This is a genomic window from Exiguobacterium qingdaonense (assembly GCF_018617855.1).
GTDB lineage: Bacteria > Bacillota > Bacilli > Exiguobacteriales > Exiguobacteriaceae > Exiguobacterium > Exiguobacterium qingdaonense.
Map to the genome: position 1 here is coordinate 39,266 of NZ_JACSKY010000013.1, position 14,278 is coordinate 53,543.

Below are 14,278 nucleotides of genomic sequence, written 5' to 3' on the forward strand. Positions count from 1 at the left end.
CCCGGCGATTGATCCTGAACTATGTAAGGTTGTGTCCCATTATAGGACTCCCTACTTCCACGCGTCAAACAAATTTCTAAAAATTCCGTCAATTAGATGCTGTGTAACTCATATATGTAATAGTATACAACATTCCTTTGCAAAAAAATGTCAAAATCGAAACAAAGACGAGTCCATTTCATGAACTCGCCCGTGATTTCAATCACCTTTTGATTTACGACGTCGCATTTCTTCGAATCTCGCTTGAATGTGAGGTGGAATGTCGATCGTCTTACGGTTCGACTGTTCCTTCTCTAACGACAATCGTTGCTGCTCAATCAGTGTTTTCGCATGCTTCCAGTCTTTCAACAGTTCGGTCGCAGGAACGCGTAACGCCCCTTGTCCAAAAATGACCCATTGCTCCGTGAAATCGTTCGTCGCGACAAATAATGTGATGAGGCGATCATCCACTAAATCGTGGGCGCGTCGCTCAATCCATTCGTCCGCTGTCTCATTTTCTTTCGTATAGACAACCTCGACCCGACTTCGCTTCTCTTTTGATTCACGACCATACCGCATATGGGCGTCAAACACGATGGTGACCTCTTTGCCGGACACGGCCTGATATTCTGCCATCGCCTCAATCAACAGATTGCGCGCCTGTTCAAAATCCACGTCGCGTAGACTTCTTAAGTGGGGCCACGCCCCGATGATATTATATCCGTCGACAAGAAGGAGCTCACGCTTCAAGATACTCATGCCAATGGATGACGGGAGCGGTGTACTTCATATAGAAGAAGCGCTGCTGCAACGGATGCATTGAGTGACGTGACGTGACCGACCATTGGTAAGTGGACGAGGAAGTCGCACGATTCACGTACAAGCCGGCTCATTCCTTTTCCTTCGCTTCCAATCACCACAACGAGTGGCATATTGCCATCTAATCGACGATAGTCCTGACTTTCTTTCGCATCGGTCCCGACGACCCATAATCCCTTTTCTTTCAACCCTTCAAGTGTACGCGTCAAATTCGTCACGCGTGCAACCGGAATATGTTCGATCGCCCCGGTCGAAGCTTTGGCAACGGTTTGGGTCAAACCGACCGAACGGCGTTTTGGAATAATGACACCATGTGCGCCAACGGCATCGGCAGTCCGTAAAATCGAACCGAGGTTATGTGGGTCTTCGAGCTCGTCTAGCAAAATAAAGAGCGGTGTCTCCTCTTTTGAAGCCGCAAGAGCAAACATCTCTTCAATCGTTTTATATTCATATGCCGCTACTGCTGCCACGACACCTTGGTGATGCTCACTGCCAGCCATCTTCTCGAGTTTCGTTTTCGGTACGAACGACACTTGGACCGAGGCTTCATTCGCCATCGCGATGATTTGAGCGAGCGGGCCTTTTTGTTGCCCTTCCATAATGAATACTTTATTCATGTCACGCCCACTTCGAAGTGCCTCGAGTACCGGGTTTCGACCGTAAAGGAAGTCAATTCCCTCCTCCATCACATCGACTTCCTTATAGTCCGGGCGTTCTGCCTTTTGGCGACGCGCGCGTTCTGGTCGTTCCCCACGAGGGCGGTCAAACGTTCGTTTCTCCGTCCCCCGTTTTCCGTCATGTCGTTTCGGTCGACTCGGCTTCGAGTCGTTCGAACGCTTGTTTGATGAGTTCTTCAAGACGATCCCTTCTTTCTGTCAAATAAATGTATCCAATCAGTGCCTCGAACGCCGTCGAATAACGATACGTATGCACATCGACCCGCTTCGGAATCGATCCTGATTTCGCATTCTTGCCACGTCTGACCACGGCTTGTTCTTCTTCCGTCAAGGCATCCGTCTCTAACCAGAATGTCACGACGCTCGCCTGTGCCCGAGCATTGACGTAATGGACGGCGCCCCGATGCAAATCGTTCGGACGCGTCAAACCTCGTTCGAGTAGCCGTTTACGTACGGCCATCTCATATACCACGTCTCCCATATAGGCGAGCGCAAGGGCATTCATTTGTTTCGGTTGCATCATAACCGCTTCCACCGAACCCCTTGGGCCGTGTCTTCGAGTTGAATGTTTTGTTCTTTTAGTAAATCACGAATCTCGTCAGCCCGGGCGAAATTTCGTGCCGCCCGTGCGTCGTTTCGCTCTTGAATCAATTGATCGATTTCGGCGTCCAATAGTTCTTTTTCTTCAGACAACGTCAATCCGAGCACACTTGTCAATTCATCGAATAACGACAGGATTTGTTCGAGCGTCGCTTTTGCCACGTGATCTGCTTTTGCGTAAATATTCGCCTCACGCGCCAAGTCAAAGAGAACGGTCACGGCGTTTGCCGTATTGATGTCATCATCCATCGATTTGATGAACGACGTGTTGATCGCTTCCAATTTCCGCTCTAACGACTCGCTCGGTTCCTCGAGTCCGGCCGTTACCGATAAACGGTACTCAATGTTTTGATACGCTTCCTTGATTCGACTCCATCCGTTCGCCGCTTGTTCAATGAGTTCACGGCTGTAGTTGATCGGATGACGGTAGTGGACTGACAACATGAAGAAACGGAGTACCATCGGGTCAACTTCCTTCAATGCCTCGTGAACGAGGAGAAAATTTCCGAGCGATTTGGACATCTTCTCGTTTTCAATATTGATGAATCCGTTATGCAACCAGTAGTTGGCGAACTTCGCATGATTACATGCCTCCGATTGGGCAATCTCGTTCTCGTGGTGCGGGAATTTTAAATCGTGCCCGCCCGCATGAATATCAATCGTTGTACCGAGGTGTTTTTTCGCCATCGCCGAACATTCGATATGCCACCCCGGACGACCCTTGCCCCATGGACTATCCCAAGCTGGTTCATCCGGCTTCGCCGCTTTCCATAATACGAAGTCAAGCGGATCTTCTTTCTTTTCACCGACATCGACGCGTGATCCGGCCCGCAAATCTTCGATGGATTGTTGACTCAGCTTCCCGTACGTCTCAAACTTTTTCGTTCGGAAATATACGTCACCCTCTGCTTCATAAGCGAATCCTTCCGTCTCTAACTGCCGAATGAACTCGATGATTTCTTCCATCGTATCGGTAACCCGTGGGTGAACGTCCGCAGGTTGTACGTTGAGGGCTCCCGTATCCGCTAAATACGCTTCAATATAACGGTTCGTCAACGTCTCGGTATCTTCCCCTAGTTCGTTCGCCGTGCGAATGATTTTGTCGTCCACGTCCGTGAAGTTCAAGACGTATTTCACTTCGTACCCACGATACGTCAAATAGCGACGGACCGTATCGAAGACGATCGCCGGACGGGCGTTTCCGACATGGATATAGTTATAAACGGTCGGTCCACACACGTACATCGATACTTTCCCTGGGACAATCGGGACAAACGGTTCTTTTTTATTCGTGAGACTGTTGTACAGCTGAATCATGTGCTTTCTCCTCCATCCGCTTTTCAAGCGTCGCTAATTTTTGTTGTAGTTCGTCCACTGCCGCTTCTAAGCGTTCTTGGCACTCGCGGTCCGGGTCCGGGAAACGATGATCTAAATCATGTTGCTTCACACGCTTCCCATTTCGAATGACGACACGCCCTGGAATGCCGACCACGGTTGAATCAGACGGCACATCGTTTAATACGACAGAGCTCGCCCCGATTTTGACGCAATCGCCAACCGTAATATTTCCAAGTACTTTTGCCCCAGCTGAAATGAGTACGTCACTCCCGATCGTCGGGTGACGCTTCCCTTTTTCTTTCCCGGTTCCGCCGAGGGTGACGCCTTGATAAATCGTCACATCATTACCGATAATCGCCGTCTCTCCGATGACGACACCGAAGCCATGATCGATAAATACACGATCGCCAAGAACTGCTCCGGGATGAATTTCAATCCCGGTCAACCAGCGACTGAACTGGGCTAATAGTTTGGCCACAAGTTTCACATTACGCTTCCATAATCCGTGCGCGATGCGATGTGCCCATATGGCATGTAAGCCTGGATAAGTCAGCGCCACTTCCACTTTTGAGCGAGCGGCAGGGTCAAGTTCCAGGATTGTCCGCAAATCTTCGCGTACACTGCTCCAAAATCCCATAATCGATATCTCCTTTACCTATACAAAAACAAAGACGCCCCTGTGCCAAGGCACAGAGACGCCATAAGCGCGGTTCCACTCTGTTTGGGAAAATTGCTCCCCACTCAATCCTCGTTAACGCCGAGTCACGGCCTCGACTACGTATCGCCGAGACGGCTCCGAGGTGCACTTCTTCGGGGGACACATCTAGAACTCCCAGCCTAGGTTCTAGTCTCTGCAACGTGCCATACCGCTTACTTTCCTCATCGATGCCTTTACGCTAATAAAGTTGTCAGACGCTTCAATACACGCTCTTTTCCGATTAATGAAATGGCGTTCGGGAGCTCTGGTCCATGTGTTTGTCCTGTCGTGGCGACACGGATTGGCATGAACAAGTTCTTCCCTTTTTGACCAGTTGCTTTTTGCGTCGCTTTCGTCGCCGCTTTAATCGCCTCTGGTGTGAAATCTTCAATTCCTTCGAGTTGCTGTTTGAACTCTGCGAGTACGACCGGTACGGTCTCACCTGAGAGGACAGCATTTGCTTCCTCGTCATACTCGATTTCATCTTTAAAGAACAAGTCTGTCAACGCAACAATTTCTGCTCCGTGCGTCATTTGTTCTTTATACAATGCGATCAAGTTCGTCGCCCAATCCGCTTCCTCGACAGATACCGCCTCGGGTAATCGTCCTGCTTCTTGTAAGAATGGTAAACTGAGTGCCACCACTTCGTCAAGCGTGGCCTTCTTCATGTATACGCTGTTAATCCAAGAAAGCTTTTGTTGATCAAAGACAGCCGGACTCTTCGACAAACGGTTCGCATCAAACATTTGAATGAACTCTTCTTTCGAGAAGATTTCCTCTTCCCCGACTGGTGACCAACCAAGAAGAGAAATGAAGTTGAAGAGCGCTGCCGGCAAGTAGCCAAGATCCGCATATTGCTCGATGAACTGAATGATGGATTCGTCACGTTTTGACAACTTCTTATGTTGATCGTTATAAATGAGCGTCATGTGACCGAACTCCGGATATGCCCAACCTAATGCGTCATATACCATCATCTGTTTTGGTGTGTTCGCAATATGGTCGTCTCCGCGCAACACGTGACTGATTTTCATCAAATGGTCGTCCACGACGACAGCGAAGTTGTATGTTGGGATTCCGTCCTGTTTGACGATCACCCAATCCCCGAAGTCTTTCGACTCGAATGAGACATCGCCTTTGACGACATCTGCCCACTTATACGTCACGCCTTCTGGTACACGGATTCGAATGGAAGGCTTGCGGCCTTCTGCTTCGAACGCTTCACGCTCTTCGACAGTCAAGTTGCGGTGCGCTCCAGAATAACGTGGTGCCTCTCCGCGTGCAATCTGCGCTTCACGCTCTGCTTCAAGCTCTTCTGATGTCATGTAGCACTTGTAAGCGAGACCTTTCGTCATCAATTCGTTGACGTATTTCTCATAAAGGGAAAGACGCTCCATCTGATAATATGGACCGTAATCTCCGTCACGACCCGGGCCCTCGTCCCAATCAATGCCGAGCCACTCTAAATATTTCATCTGACTTTCGACACCGTTCAACACATTCCGCTTCTGGTCCGTGTCTTCGATTCGGAGAATCATCTTTCCGCCCGCGTGGCGAGCAAATAAGTAGTTAAACAACGCAGTCCGCGCATTCCCGATGTGGAGATGCCCCGTCGGACTAGGCGCATAGCGTACACGCACTTCACTCATATTAGTTCCACCTTTCTTCTCTTCTGCCCAAATAGTATACCATTTCTGTCAAGCTCGGTTCAGTAAGATGACCGCCTGTGCCGCGATTCCTTCTTCACGTCCCGTGAAGCCCAGTTTCTCCGTCGTCGTCGCCTTCACATTCACCTGCTCGATGTCCGCTTCGAGAAGGTCGGCAATGACTGCTCGCATCTCATCAATATAAGGACGGAGTTTTGGACGTTGAGCCATCACAGTCGCATCCACATTGCCAAGGACGTATCCTTGATTTTTCACAAGTTGCCATACGTGACGAAGCAGTACTTTCGAATCCGCATCTTTAAATTCAGGATCCGTATCTGGGAAATGCTTCCCGATGTCACCTGCCGCAATCGCCCCAAGTGCTGCATCGGCAATCGTATGGAGCAACACGTCCGCATCAGAATGACCGAGTAAACCACGTTCGTGTGGGATTTCGATCCCCCCTAGTATTAATGGACGTCCCTCTGCAAATGCATGTACATCAAACCCTTGACCAATTCTCACTGTAAGTCCTCCTTCGCCAAAATCGCATCACCGAATAATAAATCTTCCGGTGTCGTCATCTTGATATTATGATAGTCTCCGAGAACGACTTGTACCGACTCACCGAGCCATTCAAACAAACTCGCATCGTCCGTTCCCATGATCTTTTGTTCGGCCGCTCGTTCGTGCGCGTTCAATATCGCTTGCGCCTGAAAAGCTTGTGGTGTTTGAGCTAGCCACAACTTTTCACGGGGGACGGTCCGTTCAATGTGGTGATGTTCGACTTGTTTGACCGTGTCTTTGACAGGAACCGCTAAGATGGCACCACCATGTAACGCCGCTTCTGCCACTCGATGAAGTTGTTCGTGAGTGACGAACGGTCGGGCCCCATCATGAATCATTACAATCGTGTCATGCGCTACGACTTTCAACCCTTCATATACACTTTGTTGCCGTTCTTCCCCTCCTGACACATATGTAACCGACGTCTTCATATGCGCAGTCATCGCTTCAAACCAGTCTCGTTCCTCTGGACGAATCGAAAGGATCATCCGCTCACACCACGGGTCGGTATCGAACACCTCTAGCGTCCATGTGACAATCGGCTTACCTCGTAACGACAACATGAGTTTATTCTCATCCGCCCCCATTCGCTTTCCTCTTCCCGCAGCAGGGATGACGACTGTATAAGATACCATCCAAAACACCTCTTTTCGTGAAAAAAGAGAGCGCTCGCGCGTCTCTTTTTTACACGTTATTCTGGACGAGCAAAAATCATTCGGCCTGCAGACGTCTGTAAGACACTCGTCACGACGACAGGTAGTGTCTTCGAGATCAACTTACGACCACCTTCAACGACGACCATCGTCCCATCTTCGAGATAGGCGACGCCTTGATTTTGCTCTTTTCCTTCTTTAATAACGGTCACGACCATCTCTTCACCGGGAATGACGATCTGTTTGACGGCATTCGCCAAATCATTGATGTTCAATACCGGCACATTCCGAACTTCACAAACTTTATTTAAGTTATAATCGTTCGTTACGACAATCCCATTTTTCAGTTCAGCCAACTTAATCAATTTGATGTCGACTTCCGGTACGTCTTCAAAGTCTCCGTCATAAATTTCAACTTGGATCCGCTTGTTCTCTTGAAGTTCTTTTAAAATATCGAGTCCACGGCGACCGCGATTTCGCTTCAACGTATCCGAGGAATCTGCGATATATTGTAGTTCTCCGATGACGAACTGGGGAACGATCAAGGTGCCTTCGACAAATCCGGTCGTTGCAATATCTGAAATCCGGCCGTCGATGATCACGCTCGTATCCAAGATTTTGTCATTCGAACGTTGAACCGGCTCAGCCGACGGTTTCTCCCGTTCGCTCTTCACAAATAGTTTAATCCATTCGTTTCGCTTCCGATAACCGACCGCGAAACCGAAGTAACCAAACAGCGCCGTAACAAAAATCGGGACGATTTTACTCAACAAGAAAATATTCGTGACTTCAAGCGATACGCTAATCAAAAAGGCGATCAAGAGCCCGATAATGAGTCCGATTGAACCGAATAAAATATCCCCTACCGGCAAACGAACGAGCCGTTCTTCGACAAAACGAATAAATGCAACCACACCATCTGTTAAGAATAAACTAAGAATGAAGAAGATAAGTCCACCAATCAAACTTGCAACGTATGGAATCGTCAACCACTCCGGCACATTCATGCCTAGGTCTCCTAATAAAAGTGTCGCCTCGATGATTCCGAACCACCCTACGACGAGTCCAATTAAAATAAAACCAATTCGTACAGCAATCTTCACTCATTCCACCTCCTTCTATATGAAATAAAATTTCAAAAATAACACTTACATTGTAACACGATTTTTTTAAACACGTTCGTTACAAAGCGTTAAAAATCACCAGTGGCGACCCGTCAAAACGGAATCGCCAACTGGAGTGCCTCATCTACCGTTCCGACACCGACTACTTCAATGCCTGTCGGGGCAGTCCATCCCCCCATATTGTTTTTAGGGATAATCGCTCGTGTAAAGCCTAACTTCGCCGCCTCGGCGACGCGCTGTTCGATGCGTGATACCCGCCGTACTTCCCCGGTCAACCCAACTTCGCCGATGCACACATCCGTCGGGCGGGTTGGACGGTCGCGGAAACTCGAGGCGATTGAAACACAAATCGCCAGGTCGATCGCCGGTTCATCCAGTTTGACTCCACCGGCTGCCTTCAAGTAAGCATCCTGTGTTTGTAGCAAGAGACCGGAACGTTTCTCGAGAACGGCCATGAGAAGTGCGACCCGGTTTTGGTCAATTCCTGTCGCCATGCGTCTCGGGTTCCCGAACGATGTCGGGGAGATGAGTGCTTGCAGTTCGACGAGCACCGTCCGTGTCCCTTCCATCGAAGCGACGACGGTTGAACCGGATACGCCTGCGGTCCGTTCCTCCAAAAATATTTCAGACGGATTGAGCACTTCCTCTAGCCCGCTCTCTTTCATCTCAAAGATCCCAATTTCATTCGTCGAACCGAAGCGGTTTTTCACCGCTCGTAAAATACGGAACGTATGATGACGTTCCCCTTCAAAATAAAGAACCGCATCCACCATGTGTTCGAGTAAGCGCGGACCGGCAATCGAACCTTGTTTCGTCACGTGTCCGACGATAAAGACCGCAATCCCTCGCGTCTTTGCGATTTTCATGAGGGCGGCCGTACATTCACGAACTTGTGACACGCTGCCTGGTGCCGATTGAATCTCATCCATGTATACGGTTTGAATCGAGTCAATGATGACGAATCCCGGCTTCTCTTCATCAATGACCCGTTCGATCATCAACATGTCCGTCTCAGCGAGTACAAACAAGTCATCGGTCGGTAAGCCGAGTCGTTCCGCCCGAAGTTTCGTCTGTTTGAGGGATTCCTCACCTGAAATATACAATACCTTTTTGCCGCTATGGGCTAAGTGGGCACTGACCTGTAACAGAATCGTCGACTTCCCGATGCCCGGGTCCCCCCCGACTAAGACGAGTGAACCCGGGACGATTCCACCACCGAGAACACGGTCAAATTCACGACTATTCGTATGCACGCGCGTCTCTTCTTGTGAGACGACGTTCGCTAAACGTTCCGGCTTTAATTGTCGCGACGAGCTATGCACAAAGGCCGCACCACGTTTTGCTTTTTTCTCTTCTACAAATTCTTCGACGAGTGTGTTCCATTCATTACAACCTGGACAACGCCCCATCCATTTAGCTGATTCATATCCGCACGATTGGCAGACATATTTCGTTTTAATTTTGGCCATAAGCTTCCTTCCTGTCTAAAAAAAGCTCCCTCTAAACGACGAGGGAGCTGAACGATTTACTGAACTACACCTTCATTACGAACGATGAACTCTCCATCCTGGACATCAAGCGCAACTTTACTACCTTTGGCAATCGTGCCGCCGAGCATCGCTTCTGAGAGGCGGTCTTCCACTTCCCGTTGGAGGGCACGACGGAGAGGACGGGCCCCGTATTCCGGGTCGTAGCCAACGTCGGCAATCTTGTCGAGCGCTGCATCCGTCAAGCTGAAATCAACACCTTGTTCGGCGAGACGTTTCTTAAGAGTCTCTGCCATAAGTTTAATGATTTCTTGAATGTGCTCTTTTTGAAGAGAATGGAAGACTGTGATTTCGTCGATTCGGTTCAAGAACTCAGGTCGGAACGCTTTCTTCAGTTCTTCGAGTACTTTGTCCTTCATTTCCGTATACTCACGTTTCACGTCATCTTCCACCGTGAAACCGACATATTTGTTCCGTTGAAGCGCTGCGGCCCCGACGTTTGACGTCATGATGATAACTGTATTTCGGAAATCGACCGTGCGACCTTTTGAATCCGTCAAACGACCATCGTCTAGCACTTGAAGCAAGATGTTGAATACTTCTGGATGCGCCTTTTCGATTTCATCGAGTAGGATGACCGAATACGGTTTCCGGCGCACTTTTTCCGTCAACTGACCACCTTCTTCATAGCCGACATAACCAGGAGGCGATCCAACGAGACGGCTCGTCGCATGCTTTTCCATGTATTCGGACATGTCAATCCGGATGATCGCATCTTCATCACCAAACATTGCTTCTGCGACGGCGCGGGCAAGCTCGGTTTTCCCGACTCCGGTCGGTCCAAGGAAAACAAATGAACCGATTGGACGTTTCGGATCTTTCAATCCGGCACGGGCACGACGAATCGCGCGGGAAATCGATTTCACTGCCTCGTCTTGTCCGATGACGCGGTTATGAAGAATCGATTCGAGTTTGAGGAGACGGTCCGTCTCTTCTTCTGCAATCTTCGTGACCGGTACACCTGTCCAGTTCGCGACAACTTGAGCGATATCTTCTTTCGTCACCTCAAGTTTTTCGTTCCCTTGTTTGTTCTGCCACTCCGCTTTCAATTCTTCCAATTCATCACGTAACTTCTGTTCTGTATCGCGAAGGGAAGCCGCTTTTTCAAACTCTTGGCTTTGAACGGCAGAGTCTTTTTCTTTACGAATCGACTCTAAGCGCGATTCCAACTCCTTCAAGTTCGGTGGCGCCGTGAACGAACGAAGTCGTACTTTTGATGCCGCCTCGTCGACAAGGTCAATCGCCTTATCTGGCAAGAAACGATCAGAGATGTAACGGTCAGAAAGGACGACCGCCTCATGAATCGCCGTATCGGTAATCGTCACACGGTGATGCGCCTCGTACCGATCACGTAAGCCGAGAAGGATTTGCTCGGCCTCTTCTGTTGTCGGTTCGTTCACTTGAATCGGTTGGAAACGTCGCTCAAGCGCCGCATCTTTCTCGATATACTTGCGGTATTCGTCGAGCGTTGTCGCTCCGATACATTGTAGTTCTCCACGGGCCAATGATGGTTTGAGGATGTTAGAGGCGTCAATCGCACCTTCTGCACCACCCGCACCAATCAATGTGTGCAACTCATCGATGAAGAGGATGACGTTACCGGCTTGACGAATTTCGTCCATCACTTTTTTCAAGCGATCTTCGAATTCACCACGATATTTCGTACCTGCAACGAGCGTCCCCATATCGAGCACCATGACGCGTTTGTTGCGAAGCGTCTCAGGTACCTCATTGTTGATGATTTGCTGGGCGAGACCTTCAACGACCGCCGTTTTCCCGACGCCCGGTTCACCGATAAGAACCGGGTTGTTTTTCGTCCGACGAGACAGCACTTCAATGACACGTTGAATCTCACCCGAGCGTCCGATGACCGGGTCTAAGCGTGATTCCCGCGCTTGCTGTGTCAAGTCGCGTGCCAACCCGTCAAGCGTTGGTGTTGCGGCACTCGAACCCGGCTGAGAAGCGTTTGAAGAAGATTCGGTATTCCCGAGAAGTTGCAACACTTGTTGACGTGCTTTCGTCAAACTGATTCCAAGGTTATTGAGGACACGTGCCGCGACTCCTTCTCCTTCACGAATCAATCCAAGAAGGATGTGTTCCGTTCCAACATATGAATGTCCTAGCTTTCTTGCTTCATCCATCGAGAGTTCGATTACTTTTTTCGCCCGCGGTGTGTAATGAATTGTCGACCCATTTTCTGAACCACGTCCAATCAACGACTCCACTTCTTGTTGAATTTTTTCAGAAGTCAGTCCAAGTGCAAAAAGGGCTTTTGCCGCAATCCCTTCTCCCTCACGAACCAATCCTAATAAAATATGTTCTGTACCAATATTATGATGGCCAAGACGTACCGCTTCCTCTTGTGCTAAAGCTAATACGCGCTGTGCTCGTTCTGTAAATCGTCCAAACATCATTGACAAAACCTCCTTATAGTTGGATCAAACTAAGCCTTGATCTAACGTTCGACGAACGAGTGTCGCTCGTTCTCGATCCCGTTCTTGCGTAGATAATGTTTTCCCGAAATGTTTTTGTAGAAAACCTGATTGTAATCGAACGATGAGTTCATGGAACTTCGGCGGGCTCCAATCAGACAAAATCCCTAGGTCACTCGCTAAATGTAAATCAGATAGTCGCTCGATGGCTTCGGTAGAAGAAAGGAGTTTGGCATATCGTAAAATACCATATGACCGATAAAATCGATCCTCTAACTCTTCTTGTCGATTGGCGATGAGCTCTTCACGCGCATGACGTTCTGCTTGAATCACTTGTTCTGTCACTTCCATAAAGTCAGCTAACAGTTGTGACTCATGACTGCCCAGTGTCCGTTGATTGGACAGCTGAAACAACCGTCCTGCCGCATCGCTCCCTTCTCCGTAGCGACCTCGAATCGTGTAGCCAAGTTTTCGAAGTTCTCGCAAAATGGGACTGATTCGACCCGTCAACGTGAGTCCCGGTAAGTGTAACATGACCGAGGCCCGGAGTCCGGTTCCGATATTACTTGGACATGTCGTCAAGTAGCCTAACTGTTCGTCAAAGGCGTATGAGAGTGATTCCGCGCACAATGCGTCTACTTGATTCGCCAAATCAAATGCCTCTTTCACTTGATAACCTGGAAGTAAGGTCTGAATTCGTAAATGATCCTCTTCGTTAATCAACACGCTGATCGTTTCATCTTCACTTAAAAAGACTGCACTTTCTTCATTGGCCGCAACGGCCGGACTAATCAAGTGTTTCTCCATGAGCGCCTGTCGCGTGACCTCATCATAGTCACGCATATGAAGATATTCAAATCCTTTTAACCCACGTAACCGTCCTTCGAGACGATCACACAGTTGACGCTCTCCTTCCTTAGAGAGGACTGGAGAGAACACGGTGTCTTTGACGTTACGCGCCAGTCGAATTCTTGTCGAAACGACCAAGTCATCCAGTTTGGCACGCTCTTTCATTTTTGGACCAAGTGGATGTGCTAGAAATGTTTCCATTAGACATCACCTTGCCCTTCTAATTGCTTCATTTCTTTTTGAATGCGCGCTGCTCGTTCATAATCTTCTTGTTCGACAGCACGGGCCAACTCCCCTGCCAACTTTTCAAGCCTCTCTTCAATTCGTTCATGTGGCGTACGCAACTGGTCAGGGACCGAACCGATATGATCATCGTGCCCTTGTTGATATTGACGCGTGATTTTCATCAATTCATCTCGAAATACGGTATAACATGTAGCACAACCCGCTTTTCGTACGCGTAGTAAATCTTGGCGTGTCATTTGGCAAGTTGGGCAACGCTTCACGGCCGGGACATGTCCTGTCATGAGTTCTACCGTACATTGTCGGCATAGTCGCTTTGTTGCGGGCACGTCCTGTTCCATGATCACGACTTCATTGACAGCCGGTCGCTGTTTACAACGTTCGCATAGCATATGACTTTATCCTCCATTACGATAACGAAGTACTCTCATCAGCGCGAGAAGCTGGTGACGTCGGATATAAGTGCGATCGTCCACTTGTAAATTCAACGCTTCATCTGATAAGAGATGATTAATCAATTGTGCCTCTTGTTCATTCATCATCTGTTCTTCGACTAATCGAATCAGCACATTTTCAACGAGCTGTTCATTCAGACGTGGGTGTTCATGAATGACATCCATCAAACTAGACAGGACATCTTGTTTTTCGTGTAAGACTACGCGTCGAATACGTATATATCCGCCACCACCGCGTTTACTCTCCACTAAATATCCTTTCTCGACGGTAAAACGTGTGTTGATGACATAATTGATTTGGGATGGGACACATTCGAACCGTTGCGCGATATCTTGACGTTTGATTTCAATCGCATTTACCTGACTTTCTTTCAACACTTGCTTCAAATATTGTTCAATGACATCCGAAATATTTCTCATCTCCACCACCCTCTGACCATCTTTGACTTTTGACTATATTTTATCATTGATTCAAAAAAAGGCAAATGAAAAGCGATGCTCGTCACGGAGAGCATCGCTAAAACAAAAAGACGACCGAGCGCTGTGCTCGGTCGTCCTCTCTCGTTGCCTGGCAACGTCCTATCCTCACAGGGGGAGATCCCCCAACTACTTTCGGCGCTGAGACGCTTAACTTCCGTGTTCGGCATGGGAA

The 14,278-nt window shown here is 48.7% G+C and carries 14 protein-coding genes, 1 rRNA gene and 1 other annotated feature; all 15 genes read right to left on the reverse strand.

The features are described from left to right. Nucleotides 1-198 precede the first annotated feature (198 nt). On the reverse strand, nt 199-738 hold the full coding sequence (locus KNP00_RS12410; protein ID WP_215145712.1) for a YacP-like NYN domain-containing protein: 540 nt from the start codon (nt 736-738) through the stop codon (nt 199-201). Beyond that, nucleotides 735-1,484, reverse strand: coding sequence for a 23S rRNA (guanosine(2251)-2'-O)-methyltransferase RlmB (rlmB, locus tag KNP00_RS12415; RefSeq protein WP_215145740.1), 750 nt, complete (start codon nt 1,482-1,484; stop codon nt 735-737). Before rlmB ends, KNP00_RS12410 begins: the two co-directional genes overlap by 4 nt. Before the next feature lie 109 nt (nt 1,485-1,593). After that, nucleotides 1,594-1,998, reverse strand: coding sequence for a Mini-ribonuclease 3 (locus tag KNP00_RS12420; RefSeq protein WP_215145714.1), 405 nt, complete (start codon nt 1,996-1,998; stop codon nt 1,594-1,596). Continuing rightward, a complete protein-coding gene (cysS, locus tag KNP00_RS12425) occupies nt 1,995-3,392 on the reverse strand; it encodes a cysteine--tRNA ligase (protein ID WP_215145716.1) in 1,398 nt (465 codons plus the stop codon). The genes KNP00_RS12420 and cysS overlap by 4 nt, the downstream gene beginning before the upstream one ends. Further along, nucleotides 3,361-4,050, reverse strand: coding sequence for a serine O-acetyltransferase (gene cysE, locus KNP00_RS12430; protein WP_215145718.1), 690 nt, complete (start codon nt 4,048-4,050; stop codon nt 3,361-3,363). The genes cysS and cysE overlap by 32 nt, the downstream gene beginning before the upstream one ends. Nucleotides 4,051-4,101: 51 nt before the next feature. Next, nucleotides 4,102-4,308, reverse strand: a binding site (T-box leader). Further along, nucleotides 4,305-5,759 (reverse strand): glutamate--tRNA ligase, encoded by a 1,455-nt coding sequence (gene gltX, locus KNP00_RS12435; RefSeq protein WP_215145720.1) that lies wholly within the window; start codon nt 5,757-5,759, stop codon nt 4,305-4,307. It overlaps the preceding feature by 4 nt. Nucleotides 5,760-5,807: 48 nt before the next feature. Next, nucleotides 5,808-6,281 carry a 2-C-methyl-D-erythritol 2,4-cyclodiphosphate synthase gene (ispF, locus tag KNP00_RS12440; RefSeq protein ID WP_215145722.1) on the reverse strand — a complete coding sequence of 158 codons (474 nt, stop codon included), beginning with the start codon at nt 6,279-6,281 and terminating at the stop codon, nt 5,808-5,810. Beyond that, nucleotides 6,278-6,958: a 2-C-methyl-D-erythritol 4-phosphate cytidylyltransferase gene (gene ispD, locus KNP00_RS12445; RefSeq protein ID WP_215145724.1), complete on the reverse strand. Its 681-nt coding sequence runs from the start codon at nt 6,956-6,958 to the stop codon at nt 6,278-6,280. Before ispD ends, ispF begins: the two co-directional genes overlap by 4 nt. Nucleotides 6,959-7,014: 56 nt before the next feature. Next, entirely contained in the window at nt 7,015-8,079 is a 1,065-nt protein-coding gene (locus tag KNP00_RS12450; RefSeq protein ID WP_215145726.1) for a PIN/TRAM domain-containing protein, read from the reverse strand. Nucleotides 8,080-8,192: 113 nt separating this feature from the next. Beyond that, nucleotides 8,193-9,569: a DNA repair protein RadA gene (gene radA / locus KNP00_RS12455; RefSeq protein ID WP_215145728.1), complete on the reverse strand. Its 1,377-nt coding sequence runs from the start codon at nt 9,567-9,569 to the stop codon at nt 8,193-8,195. A 56-nt stretch (nt 9,570-9,625) separates the two neighbouring features. After that, complete coding sequence (gene clpC / locus KNP00_RS12460; protein ID WP_215145730.1) at nt 9,626-12,061, reverse strand: ATP-dependent protease ATP-binding subunit ClpC; 2,436 nt, start codon at nt 12,059-12,061, stop codon at nt 9,626-9,628. A gap of 24 nt (nt 12,062-12,085) precedes the next feature. Next, nucleotides 12,086-13,129: a protein arginine kinase gene (locus KNP00_RS12465; RefSeq protein ID WP_215145732.1), complete on the reverse strand. Its 1,044-nt coding sequence runs from the start codon at nt 13,127-13,129 to the stop codon at nt 12,086-12,088. Then, on the reverse strand, nt 13,129-13,563 hold the full coding sequence (locus tag KNP00_RS12470; RefSeq protein ID WP_215145734.1) for a UvrB/UvrC motif-containing protein: 435 nt from the start codon (nt 13,561-13,563) through the stop codon (nt 13,129-13,131). Before KNP00_RS12470 ends, KNP00_RS12465 begins: the two co-directional genes overlap by 1 nt. A gap of 6 nt (nt 13,564-13,569) precedes the next feature. Continuing rightward, nucleotides 13,570-14,046, reverse strand: coding sequence for a CtsR family transcriptional regulator (locus KNP00_RS12475; RefSeq protein WP_215145736.1), 477 nt, complete (start codon nt 14,044-14,046; stop codon nt 13,570-13,572). A 146-nt stretch (nt 14,047-14,192) separates the two neighbouring features. Next, nucleotides 14,193-14,278: ribosomal RNA gene (gene rrf / locus KNP00_RS12480) — 5S ribosomal RNA — on the reverse strand; the annotation flags it as partial.